Annotated in this window: 13 protein-coding genes and 2 pseudogenes; 9 read left to right on the forward strand and 6 right to left on the reverse strand. The window is 66.8% G+C overall.

Annotated elements, in window-relative coordinates; genetic code table 11:
- Positions 1-10 precede the first annotated feature (10 nt).
- Positions 11-1,792, reverse strand: a pseudogene (locus DFR29_RS30390) (glycosyltransferase family 4 protein); the annotation flags it as partial.
- Positions 1,793-2,034: 242 nt separating this feature from the next.
- On the opposite strand from DFR29_RS30390, the gene mrcB reads away from it, so the two are divergent.
- From mrcB to DFR29_RS12960, 4 genes are all read left to right on the forward strand, one after another.
- A complete protein-coding gene (gene mrcB / locus DFR29_RS12945) occupies positions 2,035-4,347 on the forward strand; it encodes a penicillin-binding protein 1B (RefSeq protein ID WP_243746042.1) in 2,313 nt (770 codons plus the stop codon).
- 40 nt (positions 4,348-4,387) lie between these two features.
- Entirely contained in the window at positions 4,388-4,915 is a 528-nt protein-coding gene (locus DFR29_RS12950; protein WP_133819033.1) for a tetratricopeptide repeat protein, read from the forward strand.
- A 5-nt stretch (positions 4,916-4,920) separates the two neighbouring features.
- The gene (gene yoaA / locus DFR29_RS12955; RefSeq protein ID WP_486679322.1) at positions 4,921-6,825 is read left to right on the forward strand and encodes a DNA repair helicase YoaA; all 1,905 of its coding nucleotides are present in this window, start codon (positions 4,921-4,923) and stop codon (positions 6,823-6,825) included.
- Between the two features lie 406 nt (positions 6,826-7,231).
- Positions 7,232-10,120: a S8 family serine peptidase gene (locus DFR29_RS12960; protein ID WP_133819035.1), complete on the forward strand. Its 2,889-nt coding sequence runs from the start codon at positions 7,232-7,234 to the stop codon at positions 10,118-10,120.
- 165 nt (positions 10,121-10,285) lie between these two features.
- Here DFR29_RS12960 and DFR29_RS12965 read toward each other — a convergent pair whose 3' ends face one another.
- Positions 10,286-10,606, reverse strand: a complete 321-nt coding sequence (locus tag DFR29_RS12965; RefSeq protein WP_133819036.1) for a hypothetical protein — start codon at positions 10,604-10,606, stop codon at positions 10,286-10,288.
- 272 nt (positions 10,607-10,878) lie between these two features.
- Here DFR29_RS12965 and creD point away from each other — a divergent pair, with 272 nt between their 5' ends.
- Together creD and tsaB are read left to right on the forward strand one after the other, a co-directional pair.
- Positions 10,879-12,189, forward strand: a complete 1,311-nt coding sequence (gene creD / locus DFR29_RS12970) for a cell envelope integrity protein CreD (protein ID WP_133819037.1) — start codon at positions 10,879-10,881, stop codon at positions 12,187-12,189.
- Positions 12,190-12,248: 59 nt separating this feature from the next.
- Complete coding sequence (tsaB, locus tag DFR29_RS12975; RefSeq protein WP_133819038.1) at positions 12,249-12,935, forward strand: tRNA (adenosine(37)-N6)-threonylcarbamoyltransferase complex dimerization subunit type 1 TsaB; 687 nt, start codon at positions 12,249-12,251, stop codon at positions 12,933-12,935.
- Here tsaB and mgtE read toward each other — a convergent pair whose 3' ends face one another.
- Together mgtE and DFR29_RS12985 are read right to left on the reverse strand one after the other, a co-directional pair.
- Positions 12,936-14,297 carry a magnesium transporter gene (mgtE, locus tag DFR29_RS12980; RefSeq protein WP_133819039.1) on the reverse strand — a complete coding sequence of 454 codons (1,362 nt, stop codon included), beginning with the start codon at positions 14,295-14,297 and terminating at the stop codon, positions 12,936-12,938.
- 290 nt (positions 14,298-14,587) lie between these two features.
- Positions 14,588-15,082: a hypothetical protein gene (locus DFR29_RS12985; RefSeq protein WP_133819040.1), complete on the reverse strand. Its 495-nt coding sequence runs from the start codon at positions 15,080-15,082 to the stop codon at positions 14,588-14,590.
- Positions 15,083-15,877: 795 nt separating this feature from the next.
- On the opposite strand from DFR29_RS12985, the pseudogene DFR29_RS30520 reads away from it, so the two are divergent.
- The 3 genes and pseudogenes from DFR29_RS30520 to DFR29_RS13000 all read left to right on the forward strand — a co-directional run.
- Positions 15,878-16,309 (forward strand): annotated as a pseudogene (locus DFR29_RS30520) (TonB-dependent receptor domain-containing protein); the annotation flags it as partial.
- 97 nt (positions 16,310-16,406) lie between these two features.
- Positions 16,407-16,931 (forward strand): Rrf2 family transcriptional regulator, encoded by a 525-nt coding sequence (locus tag DFR29_RS12995; protein ID WP_425598832.1) that lies wholly within the window; start codon positions 16,407-16,409, stop codon positions 16,929-16,931.
- Between the two features lies 1 nt (position 16,932).
- Positions 16,933-17,823, forward strand: a complete 891-nt coding sequence (locus tag DFR29_RS13000; protein WP_133819224.1) for an NAD(P)/FAD-dependent oxidoreductase — start codon at positions 16,933-16,935, stop codon at positions 17,821-17,823.
- A 166-nt stretch (positions 17,824-17,989) separates the two neighbouring features.
- Here DFR29_RS13000 and DFR29_RS13005 read toward each other — a convergent pair whose 3' ends face one another.
- The gene (locus DFR29_RS13005; RefSeq protein WP_133819042.1) at positions 17,990-19,369 is read right to left on the reverse strand and encodes an alpha/beta hydrolase family protein; all 1,380 of its coding nucleotides are present in this window, start codon (positions 19,367-19,369) and stop codon (positions 17,990-17,992) included.
- 86 nt (positions 19,370-19,455) lie between these two features.
- Positions 19,456-19,932, reverse strand: a complete 477-nt coding sequence (locus DFR29_RS13010; protein ID WP_133819043.1) for a VOC family protein — start codon at positions 19,930-19,932, stop codon at positions 19,456-19,458.
- Between the last annotated feature and the right edge of the window lie 102 nt (positions 19,933-20,034).

A 20,034-nucleotide genomic window follows, 5' to 3' on the forward strand; every position in this document is an offset into this window, starting at 1 on the left:
CGCGTTGCAACTGCTGCGGCGCCGCGGCGATGGCCGCGATGCGGGCAAGCAGCGCAGCGGCATCGGGTTTGGCCAGGAAGCCGGTTTCGCCATCCTCGATGCGCTCGGCCAGGGCACCGACGCGGGTGGCGATCGGCGGCAGGCCCAGGCTCCAGCACTCGGACAAGGTATAGCTGAAGGTTTCCGCGACTGTCGGCAGGATCAGCGCCGCATCGGGCTGCAGCGTGGCCACGAGCCGGGGCAGGTCGGCATGCGCATAGTTGAGCAGCACATGCACGTCGCGCTGCCCGAAGAAGTGCTCGCCTTCGGCGCCGGCGCCCAGCAGGATCAGTTCGGCATGCTCGCGCAGTCCCGGCAGCATGGCGTGCAGCAGCTCGGCGCCCTTGCCGCGGCGGACGCGGCCGGGTACGAGCAGGCGCAGGCGTTGCCGCGGCGGCGGTTCGCTTGCGGCCGGTGGCTGCGGCCATTGACCCAGTCCATGCGCAATCACCTGCTGGCGCAGCGCGCCGAATTCGGGTGCCAGGCGCAGCACATTGGCCAGCGCACTGCGGCTGGGGGCGGCCAGCGTGGCGCCGCTGTCGACCACGGCGCGCACATAGCCGTCGCGTAGTGCCTGCCAGTAACGCGGCTCGCGGCAGGCAAACTCGAATTCGGCATCGGCGGCGGCGAGGTCGCTGTGCAGCTGGGCGGCGTCGAAGGGCAGGGCGGCATCGCCGAAATCGCGGTGCAGAAGCGGCCACAAGGGATAGCAGTCGTGCGTCACGACGCAGGTCGGCAGGCCACTGCGCAGCGCATCCAGGCTATGACCGATCAGCGAAGACACCAGCAACGCATCGACGCGGTAGTCGGCCAGCACGCCGTGGAAGAACTGCTGCCAGTCGTAGGCGGCCAGCGCGGTGTCGGCGATCGGCCGAGGCAAGACCAACTGGCGCAGCGGTGGTCCGAGGAAACTGCCGTCATACAGTTCCAGCACTTCGCCGAAGCGGCGTCGGGGAAAATTGCCGCGGGCCAGCAGGACCAGATGCGCATGGGCGCTATCGCTGGCGGCCAGGTCGCGCACGAAGCGTTCGGCGCCGCCGCCCCAGCCGTGCAGTACGTGCAGCAGCACCGGTCGGCCGTCGTAGCCGAACAGCGCCGGCTGGAAATCGCCGGACTGCAGCGCCTGGGCCAGGCGCTGGCGCAGTTCGCCCAGGGCGCTGGCCGGAGCTGTGGCAGGCTTGCTCCGGGTGCCACTGCCGCTGAGATACAGCGTGTCGATGCGCACGCAGCGGCCGGGTAGCGAGGCCAGGCCGCTGGGCAGACTGGCCAGATCCAGCGCCGCCAGGCCGCGGCCCTGCCAGGCGCTGGCCAGGAGCGAGACTTCGCCGCTGTCCAGGGCGAAGCCCCGGCCATAGGCGCGGCACAGCGCGTCGATGCGTTCGCTGGTTGTGCTTGCGGCGTCGGCGCAGGGATTCCACGCGCTGCTGTCGTCGAGCGGGCTGGCTGCCAGAACGCCGTCCAACGCCAGTGCTGCCAGCAGCCGTTCGGCAAAGCGCGGCGGCGTCTGCGTGCCGGCCTGCAGCAGGATGACATCCTGCTGCGGCCAGCGCGTGCGCGCCTGCTGCAGCAGCGACGCCAGGCTGTCGCCGGCGACCGCCTGGCAGGGGATGCCGTCGAGGGGACAGTCGGCCGAGGCACAGGCAAGGGCGGCCTGGGCCGGCAGCTGTTGCTGCAAAGCCTGCCACCAGGCGGCGCTGGCGCTGCCGTGTACCAGCAGGCGGACGGAAGTGACGTTGCTTTCGGTTTCCGGCACGGTAGGTATAGATCCTTGTTGCGCAACGAAAACCGCGCACGCGAAAAGAGGCGGATTATCGCGGATAGGGCAGCGCCGCGAAACCGTCAGTACCGCGCAGACGTTCAGGGCAGTGCTATCGACGCATCGGGTACACTGCCGCGACCCGCGCCGGCCTGGACTGTGGCCGGGCCGTATCGGCGTCGCGGCCGGGGCCAGGCCCCGCCGGCGGCTTGGCTACCTCGACCCGGGTCTGGATCGCTTTGACCTTCATTGCTCGCTGTGCCGAGCTGGCGCGTTTGTCCTGGCGCTGGCTGCGTGCCCCGTTCTGGTTAGGCCTGGGCGCCGTCGTCGCCTTTCTGGTGCCCTATACGCTGTACCTCGATGCGCAGGTGCGCGAGCGCTTCGACGATCTGTCCTGGGAAACGCCGACGCGCATCTATGCGCGGGCGCTGGAACTGCGTCCGGGCCTGCCGCTGGATGCGCCGACCCTGCGCCTGGAGCTGGAAGCCGCCCGCTACGACGAAATCACCGGCGCCCGGTCGCCGGGCAGCTTCATGCGCGACGGCGACCGTTTCGTCATTTCGCGCCGCGCCTTCGCCTCGCTGGACGGACTGGAGAAGGCCCGCCGCATCGAGGTGCTGCTGGCGCGTTCGCGCGTGGCCGGCCTGAAGGACATCGACACCGGCAAGGCACTGGAACGCGTGCGCCTGGATCCGGCACGCATCGCCACCTTGTACGGCGCCGAGCAGGAAGAGCGCCGCGTGGCCAAGCTGGGCCAGATGCCGCCGCTGCTGGTGTCGGGCCTGCAGGCGGTGGAAGACCGTAATTTCAAGCATCACCACGGCGTGGATTTCATCGCCATCCTGCGCGCCAGCTGGGCCAATCTCAGCGCCGGCCATGTGGTGCAGGGCGGTTCCACGCTGACCCAGCAGCTGGTGAAGAACCTGTTCCTCGACCGCGGCCAGAACTTCCTGCGCAAGGGCAACGAGGCGCTGCTGGCCTTGCTGATCGAGTCGCGCTACGACAAGCAGCGCATCCTCGAGGCCTATGTCAACGAGATCTTCCTCGGCCAGCAGGGCGGCCAGGCCGTGCACGGCTTCGCCGCCGCGAGCGAGTTCTACTTCGGCCGCGAGCTCAATACCTTGCGCGCGCCCGACGTGGCCTTGCTGGTCGGCCTGGTGCAGGGGCCCAGCTATTACGATCCGCGCCGCGCGCCCGAGCGCGCGCTGAACCGGCGCAACCTGGTACTGCAGCAGTTTTTCGACACCGGCCTGATCGACGCGGACGAGCTGGCCCGGGCCAAGGCCAGTCCGCTCGGCATTGCCGAAACGCCAGGCCTGCCGCGCAACCGCTTCCCGGCCTTCATCGACCTGGTGCGTGCCCAGCTCAAGCGCGACTACGACGATGCGGCGCTGCGCGGCGCCGGCCTGTCGGTGCTGACCACCCTGGCTCCATCGGCGCAGATCTCGGCCGAACAGGCACTGCAGCAAAGCCTCAAGGCGCTGGGCAAGAAGCAGGAAGAAACCCAGGCCGCGCTGGTCATCACCGGTGCGCGCGACGGCGAAGTGCAGGCAGTGATCGGCGACCGCGCGCCGGACCAGCCCGGCTTCAACCGTGCACTGGATGCGCGCCGTCCCATCGGGTCGCTGGTCAAGCCGTTCGTGTTTCTGGTCGCTCTGGCCCAGCCGCAGCGTTACTCCCTGGCCAGCATCGTCGAAGACGCGCCGGTCAGCCTGCCCCAGCCCAGCGGCAAGCCCTGGATGCCGCAGAACGCTGACAAGGTCGCTCATGGCCGCGTCGCCCTGATCGACGTGCTGGTCAATTCCTGGAACCTCTCCACGGTGCGCCTGGGCATGCTGGTGGGGGTGGATCGCGTGCGTGCGCTGATCGCCTCGTTCGGCTTTGGCCGCGACATCAATCCGAATCCGTCGCTGCTGCTCGGCGCGCTGGATATGTCACCTTTGGAAGTTGCGCAGTTGTACCAATATTTTGCCGCCGACGGGCATGCGCTGCCGGTGATCGCGGTGCGCGGTGTGCTCGACCGCGATGGCAAGCCGCTGCGCCGCTACGGCACCAAGCCCGGTGCCGGCGACTATGTCGAGGCGGCACGCCTGGTCACCTATGCGATGCAGCAGGTGAATACGCGCGGCACTGCCCGTGCGGTGGGCGCCGGTCCGCTGGCCAGCCTGAATTCCGCCGGCAAGACCGGCACCAGCGACGATTCCCGCGACAGCTGGTATGCCGGTTTCACCGGCGATCACCTGGCGGTGGTCTGGGTAGGCCGCGACGACAACAAGCCCACCGGCCTGGTCGGCGCGACCGGTGCGCTCAAGGTGTGGACGGCGCTGTTCGACCAGCTGCCGACGCGGCCGCTGGATCTGCCGCTGGGGCAGGGCCTGGAACTGGCCTGGGTCAATCCCGAGTCGGGCCAGCGCACGGCGCCAGACTGTCCGGGCGCACGCCAGCTGCCGTTCGTGGCTGGCTATGTGCCGCAGGAAGAGCAAGGGTGCACAATGGAGCGTTTGCGCGAATGGTTCGGCGGCACTTCCAGTGACGTGCCGCCGCAGGATTGAGGTGACGGAAGCGATGGGGAAGACAATGGAAGGCAACAGCATGAAATCGACGCGGGCTGGCATCCGCTACGCCGGCGTGGCCGCAGCCCTGCTGCTGCTGGGCGCCTGCGGCGGCGAAGGCGGCACGATCAGCGGCAAGGGCTCGCGGCCTGATCGCGACGCGGTCAAGGAAATCCGCGACGCCGGCCGCAGTACTGCCTCCTCGGTCGAAGTGGCGCCGCTGCGCGACCCGGCCGTGGACGGTTTTCTCAAGCAGGCGGCGGACCTGGAAGCCGGACGCAAGTTCGCCGAGGCGGTGACGGCGATAGACCGTGCCCTCAAGCTGGCGCCCGATGCACCGGAAATTCTCCAGCTCAAGGCCGAACTGCTGATTGCCCTGCGCAAATTCCCTGATGCGGAAGCGCTGGCGCGCAAATCGTTCGAGCTTGGCCCCAAACTCGGCAGCCTGTGCGCACGCAACTGGGCCACGGTGATCGAATCGCGCCGTGCGGCCAAGGACGAAGCCAGCGCCACGAGCGCCAAGGCGCAGCTGGCGAACTGCAAAGTGCCGCCACGCCAGCGGCTGTAAGCGCGGTGGCGCACGACGTCAGGGAATTGCTCGGGCCTGACGGCCCGTTCGCGCGCGAGGTGGCGGGCTTTGCCCCGCGCAGCTCGCAGCAGGACATGGCTGCGGCTGTGGCCGAGGCCATGGACGACCGGCATATCCTCATCGCCGAAGCCGGCACCGGCACTGGCAAAACCTTTGCCTACCTGGTGCCGGCGGTGCTGTCGGGCAAGCGCGTGATCGTCTCCACCGGCACCAAGACCTTGCAGGACCAGCTGTTCCATCGCGACCTGCCCCGCGTGCGCCAGGTTACCGGCGCGCGCATCAAGGCCAGCCTGCTCAAGGGGCGTGCCAACTACGTCTGCCTGTACCGGCTGGACCAGACCCACCGCGACGGCCGCCTGGCCTCGCGCGAGCAGGTCGGCCAGCTGCAGGTGTTGCGTACCTGGGCGCAGCGCAGCAGCAGCGGCGACAAGGCCGAAGTGCTCGGCGTGCCGGAAGACTCGCCGCTCTGGCCGCGCGTCACCTCGACCGCGGAAAACTGCCTCGGCGCCGACTGTCCCCAGTTCAACGAATGCTTCGTGGTCAAGGCGCGCCGTGCGGCGCAGGAAGCCGACCTGGTCGTGGTCAACCACCACCTGCTGTTTGCCGACCTGGCGATCAAGCAGGAGGGCTTCGGCGAAATCCTGCCCGGTGCGCATGCCTTCATCCTCGATGAGGCGCACCAGATTCCGGACCTCGCCGGGCAGTTCTTCTCAGTCACGTTTTCCGCCCGCCAGCTGCAGGAACTGGGCAATGACACGGAAGCCGAATGCGGCTCCGTCAGCGGCGCCTTCGCCGTGCTGCGCGAGCCGATTGCGGCGACCGGCTCGGCCTTGCGGCGCGTGCGGCTGGCGCTGGACAAGCATCCGGCCAAAGGCTCGTTCACGCTGATCGAGCAGGATCGCTTCGCCCTGTCGGAACTGCGCGAACTGCAGGCCGCGCTGCGCGAGCTGGAAGCCGCCCTGGGCAGCCAGGCCGAGCGTTCGCGCGGGCTGACCGCCATGCACGAGCGCTGCCAGGGACTGGTGGAAAAACTCGACCAGGTACTCGACGGCGGCGCGCGCGACTGGGTGCACTGGTACGAACTGACCAGCCAGGGCTTTGCCCTCAGCGCCACGCCGCTGGACCTGGCCCCGCCGCTGCGCGCCCTGCGCCAGCAAAGCCGGGCCGCCTGGATCCTGACCTCGGCCACCTTGTCCGTCGCCGGGGAGTTCCAGCATTTCGCACGCCAGCTGGGCCTGGACGACCCGGTCACCTTGAGCCTGGCCAGCCCGTTCGACTACCCACGCCAGGCGTTGACCTACCTGCCGCGGGGATTGCCCGATCCCGGCGCGCAGGACTATACCGACCGCGTCGTCGACACCGTGCTGCCGGTACTGGAAGCGTCGCGTGGGCGCGCCTTCTTCCTGTTCACCTCGCACCGCGCCCTGCGCCGCGCGGCCGAGCGGCTGGGCCAGCTGCCGTATCCGCTGTTCGTGCAGGGCACGGCGCCGCGGCACCAGCTGCTGACCGATTTCCGCAACTCGGGCAATGGCGTGCTGCTGGGCGCTGCCAGCTTCTGGGAGGGGGTGGACGTGGCCGGCGAGGCCCTGTCTTGCGTGATCATCGACAAGCTGCCCTTCGCCGCGCCGGACGACCCGGTGCTGGAGGCACGCCTGGCGGCAATGCGTGATGCCGGCGGCAATCCCTTCGTGCAGTGGCAGATTCCGTCGGCCGTGATTGCCCTCAAGCAGGGGGCCGGCCGCCTGATCCGCGACGTCAACGACCGCGGCGTGCTGGTGCTGTGCGACCCGCGGCTGACCTCGCGCCCCTACGGCAAACTGTTCCTGAAGAGCCTTCCGGCCACGCCGATCACGCGCGAAATCGAGGATGTCCGGACTTTCTTCGGCTGAACAAACCGTACCAGATGTACAGCAAGCGGTTTTTTGCGCATTTGTCTTATTCGTCCGTCATTACGTAGAAATTAGCCAATAAATACGCGAGCGGATCGAGGTTGTGGCGGGTACTCCGTCCGAGGGCGGATGTTGGTGACAGATTTCACATTTTGGATGCGGAACTTTTCGGCCGACTTTGCCGCGACGCAGATTGAGAGGGGCGTTGGCTCGGTGCTATAAGAAATGTCTGGACGAATGTTGCGGTGGTTGCGTCTCAGTGAGACGGCGACGGAATACGGTTGCGGCTGTTTCCCGGTCGCCAGGCTGTTTCGTTGTTATTCCTCGCGTTCTTCCGTGCGCCGGCCGTACCGACGGTGGTCAAGTGCGGCCGTTTCTTTGAGTAGTGCCTGTTGGGAGGTTTTACATGGGTAAGTCGATTCGGGTAACAGTGTTGGCGTCGGTCATCGGCGTCGTGCTGGCGGGCGGTATCGTGAGTTTGCCGGTGGCAACGGCGCAGTCGGTGACAGCGGCCGCCACTGAAAGCTACATCATCACATTCAATGAGCCGGGCCTGCTGTACTACCGTGGCGGCGCTGGTTCCCTCGAAGCGACGGCACCGGAAGCACGTGGCCAGCGTCGTCTCGACGCCAAGAGCCCGGCTGCGGTCGCCTACCGCAACTACCTGCAGACCGAACGCGCCTCGCACGTGCAGTCGATCTCCTCGGCCCTGGGTCGCTCGGTATCCCCGACGCACCAGTATGGCGTGACCAAGAACGGCGTCGCCGCCCAGCTCACCGCAGCTGAAGCCAACACCGTGCGCAACCTGCCGGGAGTCAAGTCCGTCGTTGTCAGCGTCAACTATGAACTCGACACCTTCCGCGGCCCCAGCTTCATCGGCGCTGACACCGTGTGGAGCGGCGCCAATGTCCCGGGCGCCGTGGGCACGCGCGGCTTCGGCAAGACCATCGGTGTGATGGACGGCGGCACGAATGCCGACCACCCGTCTTTCGCCAACGATGCCACCTGCGGCTACAACGCAGGCAACCCCAAGCTCAAGACCGCTGTCGATTGCTCCAGCACCGATGCGGGCGGCGTCTGTAACGGACCGGAACCCGAAGACACCTCGGTCGGCCACGGCGTGCACACGGCCAGCACCGCCGCGGGCAACGTGGTGACCACCAGCGCGACCCCGGCTCCGGTGTTCCCGGCTCCCTATACCAGCATGTCCGGCGTGGCGCCGTGCGCCGCCGTGCGCTCGTACCGCGTCTGCCAGACCACCACCTGCGCCAGCGCCGACATCGAGGCTGGCCTGGAAAGCGCCATCGTTGACGACGTCGACGTGGTGAACTACTCCATCTCCGGCGGCCGCGATCCCTGGAACGATGCCGACCGCATCTTCCTCGACCTGGTCAATGCCGACATCATCGTCGCCGCCTCGGCCGGTAACACGCGTACCGAAACGCCGGTACCGATCGGCCAGGTCAACCACCTGGGCCCGTGGACGATGACCGTTGCCGCGTCCACCCATGACGCCGCCGTGCTGGCCTTCTCCAGCCTGACCGGCCCGGGCACCCCGCCCAGCACCGGCGTTGGCGTGCGCATGAACCGCGGCAGCACCACCCCGGTCGGCAGCCTGCTGCCGCCGACCACACCGATCAAGAGCTTCCCGGCCAACCTGGAAGCCTGTACCGCCGGTACGGCCATTCCGGCTGGCTACTTCGCCAACTCGATCGCCTTCGTGCGTCGCGGCACCTGCAGCTTCGCCGAGAAGATCACCAATGCGGTGAACGGCGGTGCGATTCTGGTGCTGGTCGGCAACAACCAGATCGGCCCGATCTCGATGAACACCACCGGCGCACCGACCACGGTGCCGGCGTACAGCATGACCCAGGCCCCGGGCGACGCGATCCGCGATTTCATCGCCGCCAATCCGACCACCGCCACCGCCAACTTCAACCCGGACGGCCGCCTCGGCGACGTGCTCGGCGACTTCAGCCTGCGCGGCCCGGTGCCGGCTGGCTTCCCGAACGTCACCAAGCCCGACATCACGGCTCCGGGCGTGGACATCTACGCCGCGGTCAATGCGGCCAACGGTGAATACGGCTTCATGAGCGGCACCTCGATGTCCTCGCCGCACGTGGCCGGCGCTGCACTGCTGGTTCGCGCTGCCAAGCCGGCCTGGTCGGCAATGGAAGTCAAGTCCGTGCTGCAGATGACCGCCAAGCCGGACGGCTACGACGACAACGGCAGCACCGCCTGGGATCCGGATGACGTCGGCAACGGCCGTGTCGACCTGACCAAGGCGATCAAGTCCGCGCTGGCCATGAACGAGACGTTCGCGAACTTCGTCGCGGCGAATCCGACCGGCGGCAGCATCGATGCCAAGACGCTCAACATCCCGTCGATGCGCAATACCAACTGCGCGCCGACCTGCTCGTTCACCCGTACCGTGACCAGCAAGGTCGCCACGGGCACGACGTGGACTGCGACCTTCGTCGGTACGCGTCCCTCGGGCAATCCGACCGTCACCATCACCCCGTCCAACTTCACGGTGGTCGGCGGTGGCACGCAGGCGCTGAACATCGCGGTCGACCTGGGCTACGGCTCTCCCGTAACGGCGGCCGAACCGGCCTTCGGCTACGTGGTGCTGACCCCGAGCGACAACACCCTGCCGACCCAGCGCCTGACGCTGGCGGTGGCTGGTACCCGCGATGGCATCTTCAAGGACGACTTCGGTTCGGTCCAGCTGTGCCCGTCGCAGCTGCTGCTCGATCCGAGCTTCGAAGCGACCACCGCAGGCACCTACACGAATCCCAACTGGGCTTCGACCTCGACCAGCGGCGGTGCCTCCGGTAGCTCGATCTGCGACGCCGATTGCGGTGCCGATGTGGCCCGTACCGGTCTGTTCTGGACCTGGTTCGGCGGCTGGGGCACGGGTTCCGAAACCGGCACTGTCAGTCAGTCGGTGACCCTGCCTGCCGGCCCGGCGCGCTGGATCAACTTCTACCTGCTCCGTTCGGCGACCACGTCCAATGCCGCCATGACGGTCAGCATCGACGGTACCGTCGTGCAGACCTACCCGGGCGTCACGGTGACCGAACCGGCGTATGGCCTGCAGTCGATCCCGGTTCCGGCGACCTACCTCAACGGTGCTTCGCACACGGTCGAGTTCAAGTTCGTCAAGACCGGCGCCGCTAACATGGGCAACATGCACGTCGACGACGTCACCCTGGACTGCAGCGTCGGTACCCGTGGCGCGACCCGCCCGGCCTCGCCGACCGTTGTCGAGCTGATGCGCCGCAACGCCCAGTAACAACGGGCGCCATGCGTTGATCCTGAGGGGCCTTGCGCAAGCAAGGCCCCTTTTTCATGCGCGGCGTTCCCAGGGCTGGAAAAAGGCGCACGAAAAAACGGCCGCCAAGGCGGCCGTTTGCGCATGCGGGTAAACCCGTACTGGCCGGTGTTGGCGGCCCCTGTCTTACGCCGCGCTAACCACCAGCGTCAGTTTCGGACGCGCAGACGTGACCTCGGTCACGGCCTGACCGCCCCAGTCCTGCTCGTCCGGGCCCGGCGTCATCTCGGCGAAGCTGTCTTCGAAGCGTTCGAAACGGGCTTCCGCTGCGCGCGCCACGCTGGCCGGAACAATGCCGGCGGCCAGCAATTGCTGCACCAGGGCGCGGTGTTCGGCGCTGAAACCAGGGTCTTTCAAGGCCTCGTCCAAGGCATTGACCAGGGCTGCCAGCCAATGGGCATTCGGCGCGCGCAGGGCAAGCAGCATTTCCTGGGTAGACAAAGCCATGGCAAAAGTCCGCAGAGGTCGAAGGGCAGGAAAGGACAATCGGGAATGTTTACTGCAGGAAAAGTGCCAAAGTGCTGCATGCCGACCGGACGCAGCCGAACGGACTGTCGGCCGGTGGTCAACTGGTCCTTAGCCCTTGGCCCTCGGCCCCGGGGCGGCGAAGCCGCCGTGCCGGCAAATTGCCCTGTTTCGCCCGGCTTGCGCCCGCGCCGCGCCGGGCGCCGGTCCTGCCCGGCTGCGGCAATAGCCGTACCCCGACCGCGAGACTGCTCATGCTTCCTACCGCACATTCATTCACCCTCAAGGTGCTGGGCATAGCCGGCCTGGCCTTGCTGATGCTGATACCGCTGCTGCAAGTGCAAGGCCTGGTTGCGGAGCGCAGCGGCTTGCGCGACCAGGCCATCGCCCAGGTGGCTTCGCGCTGGGGCGAGGCGCAGACCATCGGCGGCCCCCTGCTGGTCCTGTCGCAGCTGCAGCGCTGGAAGACCGACCAGGGCTGGAGCGAACGCCGCGTCCAGCGCGTGCTGCTGCCGGCTGATCTCAGCTTCGCTGCCGGCCTCGACATCGAATCGCGCGCCTATGGCATCTACGAGACGCCGGTCTACAAGGCAGCGGTCAAGCTCAGTGCACGCTTCGCCCCGGAAGACCTGGCCGAGCTGCGCGGTGCCATCGCCGACGATTCGGCCAGGCTGGAACTGCGCCTGCCGCTGTCGGATGTGCGTGGCCTGCGCGAAGTGCGTTCCTTCAGTCTCAACGGCGTGCCGGCCCGGCTGCAGCCGGGCTTGCAGATCCTGGGTTTCTCCACCGCTGCGCTGGCACTGGACAAGAGCGTGCTGAACGCGCCGCTGGCGTTGGAGCTGGACATGATCGTCGCCGGCACCGAACGCCTGCAATTCCTGCCGCTGGCGCGTACCACCCACCTCAGTGTGCAGGCACCCTGGGGCGATCCCAGCTTCATCGGTGCCTTCCTGCCCGCGCGCCATCAGGTCGAAGCGAACAGCTTCCAGGCCAACTGGCAGGTGCTGGAACTCAATCGTGGCTATGGCCAGCAATGGGACGTGGGCGAGGTCGACGATGCGCACCTGGCCGCGTCGGCTTTCGGCGTCGCCCTGTATCAGCCGGCCAGCGTCTACCAGCAGAACGAGCGCGCGGGTAAATACGGCGTGCTGTTCATTGCCTTGAGTTTCGTCGCCTTCTTTCTGTTCGAGGTGTTGAAGAAGCTGCGCGTACACCCGGTGCAATACCTGCTGATCGGCGTGTCGCTGTGCACTTTCTATCTGCTGCTACTGGCCTTGTCCGAGCAGATCGGCTTCGGCGCCGCCTACACCGTGGCCGCCGCTGCGGTGGCGCTGATGGTGGGCGGCTATGCCGCGGCCGTGCTGTCCACGCGCCAGGCCGGGCTTATGCTCGGCGGCAGCCTGGTCGTGGTGTATGGCCTGCTATACGGCCTTGTCGCCAGCGAGCGATACTCGCTGCTGATCGGATCGGTCGCCCTGGTCGCTGTGGTTGCCCTGCTGATGTACCTGACTCGCCAGGTCGACTGGTATGGCGAAGGCCGCGGCGGCGCGCCGCGTACCGCGTAATCGCCGCGCTGCCGCTGTCGCCTTGCGCGCCGATCCTCCCGATCTGTGATGGAATCCGTATGAACCTGCTTGCCATAGAGACCTCCACCGAAGCCTGTTCGGTGGCCTTGCATCACGCCGGCGCGGTGATCGCGCGCAGCGAAATCGCACCGCGGCGGCATGCCGAGCTGGTGCTGCCCATGGCCGAGGCGCTGCTGGCCGAGGCCGGTATCCGCCGGCGCCAGCTCGATGCGATCGCCGTCGGCCGCGGCCCCGGCGCGTTCACCGGCGTGCGCCTCGCTGTCTCCATCGCCCAGGGCATGGCCCTGGGCCTGGACCTGCCGGTGATTCCGATCTCCTCGCTGGCCGCTCTTGCCCTCGATGCACCCGACAACGGTGCCGCTATCCTCGCCGTGATCGACGCGCGCATGGGCGAGGTCTATGCCGCCAGCTACCGGCACGATGCAGGCGGCGGCCTGATCGCACTGGACGAGGAAAGAGTGTGCCCGCCCGAACGCTTGCAGCTGCAGGCACAGGCGGCCTGGAACATCATTGGCAGCGGCTGGGCCAGCTATGGGCGCGTACTCGCCGAGCAGCTGCCCGCGCCGGTCTGGAGCGACGGCGCGCGCTACCCGCAGGCGCAGGCGGTTGCCGTGCTGGCGGCGGCGGAGTTTGCCGCCGGCCGCGTGCTGCCGCCGGAACAGGCCTTGCCGCTATACCTGCGCGACAAGGTTGCCCTGACCCTGGTGGAACAGCGCGCGCGCTGATCAGCGCACCAGCAGCACGGTGGAAAGCCCGAGGAAGGTGGCGAAGCCGCAGCAGTCGGTGACCGTCGTCAGCAGCACGCCGCCGGCCAGCGCCGGGTCGATGCCGACCCGGCGCAGGGCCAGCGGCAGAAATACGCCGGTAAACGCCGCGGCCAGCAGGTTCAGCACCATGGCGGCGCCGAAGGCGAGCGCGAGCCAGGCGTCGCGGTAGATCAGCAAGGCCACGCCGCCGACCGTTAGCGCCCAGAGAATGCCGTTGGCCAGCGCCACCAGCATTTCCTTGCGCAGCAGGTGCATCGCATTGGATGCGCTGACCTGGCCCAGCGCCATTGCACGGATCATCAAGGTCTGCACCTGGGTGCCGGCGACACCGCCCATGCTCGCGACGATCGGCATCAGCACGGCGCAGGCGACCACCTGTTTCAGCACATTCTCGAAATTACCGATCACCCATGAAGCGAGGAAGGCGGTCAGCAGGTTGATGCCCAGCCAGACCGCACGGCGCTTGGTCGTGCGCGGCACCGGTGCAAACAGGTCTTCCTCTTCGTCCAGGCCGGCGGCGCCCAGGGCCTGGTGCTCGGCCTGGTCGCGGATGATGTCGACCACGTCGTCGATGGTGATATGGCCCAGCAGCACGTTGTTCTCGTCGACCACCGGCGCGCTAAGCCAGTCGTAGTTGGCGAAGCGCTGCGCCACTTCCGCCACTTCGGTTTCCGCATCGATCGCCGGCTGGTCCGCATCCATGATGCGGTTCACTGCGACGGCCGGGTCGGCCGTCAGCAGCTGCGCCAGCGAAAGCCGTCCCTGGTACTGGCGGCGCCGGCTGACCACGTACAGATGATCCGTCGCCTCGGGCAGTTCGCCGCGCAGCCGCAGGTAGCGCAGCACCACGTCTACCGTCACGTCGGCGCGCACGGTGACCACGTCCGGGTTCATCAGGCGGCCGGCCGTGTCCTCGTCGTAGGTCAGCATCTGCTCCAGTCGTTCGCGATTCTCGCGATCCATCGACTTGAGCACTTCGTCGACCACCGTATCGGGCAGATCCTCGAACAGGTCGGCCAGATCGTCGATATCCAGCGATTCCGCCGCCGCGACGATTTCGTCCGTATCCATCGCGCGCAGCAGATCTTCGCGCACGTCTTCGCCGACATGGACCAGCACCTCGCCATCGTCCTCGGCGTCGACCAGCCCCCACACCACCTGGCGCTTGGCCGACGGCAGCGATTCGAGCAGATTGCCGATCTCCGCCGCCGACAAGGTGTTCACCAGCCGCTTCACCGGCCCCAGCCGGCCCGAATCGAGTGCTTGTTCCAGCAGGCGCAACTGCTTGGCGGTCTTGTCCTGCTGGGTGGTTTCGGCCATGAGGCACTCCGTGTGATCCGGAGATTGTCGCGGAGTAGGGCGCGCGCGCCTACCCGTATGCCTGGCCTGTAGTGAATGTTTTCTTCGCGGAGGCTGCGGCGGTGCCGGACCGGCGGGTCGGCCCTGATGGCCGTGCCCTACGGCCATGGCCGGTGGAATTTTAATATATTTGTAATATTTAATAAATATATGGCATTCCGGCGAAACGGAAACACAACGGCCGCCTTGCGGCGGCCGTTGTGTTCTGCCGAAGCGGAGGGGAGCCGGCCCGGCGCTTGTTCAGCCCTTGCTCAATACCCGCCGCGACCGAGGAAGCCCGAACCGATCATGCAGTTCGGCGAGCAGGAATTGCAGATGTCTTCGGCGCGCTTGAACTTGTCCTTGTCCTGCGCCGACAGGCTGGCCACTTCCGCGGCGAAAGCGTCGCTGCCGGCCGCGGCCTTGGCCAGCAGGCGCTCGGTGACCGGTGTTGCCGCCATGGCGGCGTTGTACAGACCGCTGCACTTGCTGTCGACATAGCAGAAGCCATCGTGCACGGCGACATAGCCGGTATAGCCGACCTTGGCCAGTTCGGCCTTGCAGCCGACCGTGGCGCTGGACAGGAAGCTGCGCATGTCGCAGTAGCCGTTCTTGCACTCCAGCCCCACGTCGCAGCGCGCGATGATGCTGCTGTCCTCGCCGCAGGCGCCGCCCAGCTGGCGCGTCACTTCCTTCTTGGCGCCGACCGAGGCCGAGAACAGTGCCATCAGAGCCAGCAGGCAACCGCCAACGAAATGCCTTGTCATGGTGTTTCTCCTTTTGATTGCGAGGTGTTTTCGCCGTTGCGGCGAAACGCGCGGAACTGGACTGATGCCGGGAAACCGCCAGCCTACAGGCAGGGCGCTGCACTGCCCGGGCATGCCGCGCCGTATGCAGGAAAGCAGCGCCCTTTTGCCAATCCAGCGCCGCGAATGGTGTGCTACGTTGTAAGTTAATGCAATATGCTGACAATGAATATAGGAAAAAAGTATACGAATATCGAAGAACTGGGTGATTTCCCCGCCTGGGCCTGGGGGTGACCGCAGGGTGCGCCGCGCGCAGCGAACTGCGCCTCGCCATCGGTGCTGCGCCGTGGTGAATTGCTGCAATGACGGTGCAGTTCGCTGTGCTTGTTGCACCCTACGCCAGCCATCGGGGCGCGGCGTACTGCCGCGTTGCGGCTGCCCTGCCGGCTGTTCCAGTATCGCCGCCCTCGACCGGGACAGACCTGTCCCCCGATCTTTTTGCCAGCATTACCGGGCTTCGCACCCCTCACCTCGCCAGCGATCCTTTCCGATACGCAAGCGAGGCAATCATGCGCAACACTCTGCTGCTCTCTGCCCTGGCCCTGTGCCTGCCGGTTTCCGTCTTCGCGGCCGACGGCGAGGTCGACACGCCGTTCTCCTCGGCGCAAGACACCGAAAAGAAAAGAGCAGGGCAAGACCACTTCGCCGGAACAGGTCACTGTGACGGCGATGCGCATCAAGGGCGAAGCAATGGCCTATCCGGGTGCCGTCACGGTGCTGTCGCCCGAGGTGATCGAGCGCGAACAAGTGTCGAACATGATCGACTTGCTCAATCTGGTGCCGGGCTTCAATCTCGACTACGACATAGGCCGCAACTTCACCCTGCGCGGCCGCCTGAACCAGTACCAGAATCTCAAGGCGGTAAAGCGCAGAGGCAACGAAATCGAAGGCAGCTTCCGCCAGGGGCCGTGGAGCGCAGAGCTGGTCTATTCGCACCTGGCCGTACGCGACGGTAGTACCGGCAAAGACGCGCCGCATGCATTTGCCGACAAGCTGCTGCTGACCGCGGGCTATCGCATCCGGCCCATCGACGTCGACCTGAGCTGGCGTCTCAATGGGTACTTTGCGACGCCGAACAACCCGTCATTCAACAGCAGCAATCAATTGGCAATCGACCAGAGCTTCAAGACCCATGACGTCTTCGTCGGCTGGCGCCCGCGCGCCTATCCCGGCTTCACGATCAACGGCGGCGCGCGCAATGCGTTCAACCAGAAAGTGATCCGCCCTGGCTATGCCGGCACGACGACCCAAGTCGGCATGGGCGTAGCGCGTTTGTCGAGCTGGCTTGTCAGTTCTGACTTGCCGGCCACTTGCCGTTGCCCCTATTTCATGTACTATTCAAAGTTACATGAACAAAGACAGCCGCCTTTCCTCCGTGCTGCATGTGCTGCTGCATATGGCACACAGCGAACGTCCGCTCACTTCCGACGAGCTGGCCAGCTATCTGCACACCAACGCCGTCGTGGTGCGGCGCACGCTCGCCGGCCTGCGCGATCTGGGCTATGTCGCTGCAGGCAAGGGGCATGGCGGCGGCTGGACCCTGGCGGTCGACCTGCACCGCCTGAGCCTGCGCGACGTCTATGCCGCGCTGGGCGAACCGGCACTGTTCGCGCTGGGGCATCGCAGCGACAACCCCAGCTGCCTCGTCGAGCAGGCCGTCATCCACGCCATCGATGCCGCCGTGGCCGAGGCCGAGGCGCTGCTGCTGCAGCGTCTGGGCGAAGTGACACTGGCCGACCTGGCAACCGAGTTCAATCGCCGCGCCGAGGCATTGGGCTACGACAAGCGGAAAACAAAAAATGCACACTGAGATAAATTTCGACGTTGCCATTGTCGGCGGCAGCTATGCCGGCCTGTCTGCAGCCCTGCAGCTGGCGCGTGCGCGCCGGCGCGTAGCGGTGATCGACGCGGGCCAGTGGCGCAACCGCTTTGCCCCGACTTCGCACGGTTTCCTGACCCAGGACGGTGCGGCGCCCGCGCAGATCATCGGCACCGCCTGGCAACAGCTGCAGGTCTATCCGACCGTACAGCGCATCGACGGCCAGGCCGTGCAGGCGGACGGCGCCAACGGCGACGCGTTCGCGCTGCGGCTGCAGGATGGCCGTCACCTGCAGGCTCGGCGCCTGGTACTGGCCACCGGCGTGGTTGACGAACTGCCGGCCATTGCCGGCCTGGCCGAGCGCTGGGGCCGCAGCGTATTCCACTGCCCGTATTGCCACGGCTACGAACTCGACCAGGGCCGCATCGGCGTGCTGGCCAGTAGCGAACTGTCCCTGCATCACGCCCTGATGCTGCCTGATTGGGGCACGGTAACCCTGTTCTGTGGCGGTGTATTCGAGCCCGACGCGGCGCAGCGGCAGCAACTGGCTGCGCGCGGCGTCTGCATCGAGGAAACCGCGGTACAGGCCATTGTGGACAAGGCAACTGTACAACTGGCCGACGGCCGCCACGCCGCCATGGATGGCCTGTTCACCCTAAGTCGCACGCAGATGGCCAGCCCCCTGGCCGCGCAGCTTGGCTGCAGCTTCGACGACGGTCCACTGGGCGAATTCATCCGCACCGATGCACTCAAGGCAACGACGGTCGCCGGCGTATTCGCCTGCGGCGATGCGGCGCGCGCCATGGGCAGTGTCGGCTTCGCCGTCGCCGACGGCGCCATGGCTGGCGTGGCGGCGCACCAGTCGCTGTTCACGCCTAGCTGATTCGTGCGGCGCGAAGCGTGCAGCACATATTGCCGCATGGTAGTGCGACGAAAGCCGGATTGGACACCTGCGGTGCAATTCGCAGTGCTCATCGCGCCTTACGAAGGCAAGCTGCGGTTCGCTGTGGCAGGGCGCCGATGAGCGCAGCGAATTGCGCCGTGGCCGCTCAGTCAGACGCAACCGGTATGGGTTGTGCGGCCTGTGGCAATGCCAGCACTTGCGCCCTGCCATATACCCCGTCGATCTTCCCCGCGCGGATCCAGTCTGTCAGCAAACCCAGATACCCGTCCGCCACGCGCGTCGGTCTGCGCGAACCGTCGGGCAAAGTATCGAATTCCAGAATGCCGTGGTCGGTGTCGGGGAATTCGACCAGGGTGACGTTGCCGTTTTCCTGCGCCACCGACAGCAGGCGCCGCCGGGTTTCGTCGGGTGGCGCTTCGCGGTCGGCGCCGGCGAGTATCCAGAGCAGCGGCACTTTCTGTGCGCGCAGCGCCGGCATGGGGTCGTATTCCCAGCTGGTACCCTGGTCGTACATCGGCCCGAACAGGCGCAGCGCAAAGGCCGGGTTGTTGGCGACATCGCCGCTGAATTCGCCGTGCATGTCTTTCCACCAGGGTTCCTTGGCGTATTTCTGCTTCAGCGCATCCAGCCGTGCATAGCCGTCGCGGAAACCGGAAGCGACGATGGCGCCGGTGGCATCGGTGACTTCGCGCGCCTTGGCCAGTACTTCATCGCCGTGACCGGCTTGTTTCAGATCCAGCATGACCTGGTCGCGGTCTTCCGCCAGCGGGCTGTCGGCCAGGCCGTAGCCGATGGCGACGAACTGGGCGTCGCTGCGCGTGGCGGCCAGCGGCGCGATCCAGCCGGCCTGGCTGCCGCCACTGAAGCCGATGCGAGCGATGCGCGCGCCAGCCAGCAGGCGTGCCTGCTTCAAGGCGGCGACAGCATCGTTGGCCAGCAGGCCGAAATCCTGCGAATACCTGCCGCCGCTGTCGCCGGTTCCGCGCTTGTCGTAGACGAAAACGCCGATGCCGTGCGCGGGCAGCAGGCGCTGGAACCAGGCGTAGGTGCGCGCGGAATAGGCTTCCGATCCATGTACCAGTACGGCGACCGGCACGGCGGCGCTGCCGGCCGGCATGACCAGGCGGCCGGCGAGTTCGACTCCGTCGCCGGCGAAGCGTGTTTCCTGTGTCGCAAATTCCAGTCTTTTCCCCGCCTGGCCGTCGAAGTTCAGCCGTGGGCTGGCGCAGTTGCCCAGGTCGACGGGCAGCGGATCGGCCTCGCTGCTCCAGCCTTTCTGGCCGCTCCAGCGGCCGCCGTCGTGCAGGCCCAGCTTGCCGCTGCGGCCGTCCAGCAGGCGCCAGCGCAGGGTGTCGCCGTCGGTCAGCGGCGAGATGTCGACAATGCGGCCGTCATCGAGCCGATAGGCGCCGACATGGCAGGCCAGCTGCGGCGCCACCGCCTTGTATTTGGGCCGCGTATACCACCAGGCGCCGGCGACGGCGGCAGCAAGCACGGTGATGCCGATGATCCGCTTCCAGCCCATGGCCAGCTTTCCCAAAGGGGTACAGGTGGCGAAGTATCCAACAACGCCACAGCGAACGCGTGCTGCGCTGCGGTGGCCGCAACGGGCTACTGCCGGGTTGCGGCGGCGCGCAGTTCGGTAATGTCTATTTTTATCATTTTTAGCATGGCCTGCATCACGCGCGAGGCCCTGGCGCGGTCGCGATCAGCCAGCAGTCCGGCCAGTTCGCGCGGCACGATCTGCCAGTTGAAGCCGAACCTGTCCTTGAGCCAGCCGCACTGCACCGGGTGGCCGCCGCCGGCGACCAGCTGCTGCCAGTAGTCGTCCACTTCTTCCTGGCTGTCGCACTTCACCACCAGCGATACGGCTTCGCTGAAGGGGAATTGCGGCCCGCCGTTGAGGGCCTCGAATTCCTGCCCGGCCAGCTCGAACTGGATCAGCAGTACCTTGCCCGTGTGTGCCGGCGTTTCATCGCCGTAATAAAGGGTGCGCCGCACGCGGGAGTTGCGGAATATGCCGAGGTAGAACGCGACTGCCTCTTCGGCGTTGAAATCGAACCAGAGGCAGGTGGAGATGGTTTGCATGGGCTCGCTCCGGCGGCAGGGCGGAAGCCAGCTTAGGCTGTGTCCACGTAAAGACCACGTCGACGGCGGTGCAGTGCAGCGGCAGCGCAACACATAAAAAAC

The sequence above is a fragment of the Tahibacter aquaticus genome, assembly GCF_004363655.1.
In the GTDB taxonomy this organism is placed as follows: domain Bacteria; phylum Pseudomonadota; class Gammaproteobacteria; order Xanthomonadales; family Rhodanobacteraceae; genus Tahibacter; species Tahibacter aquaticus.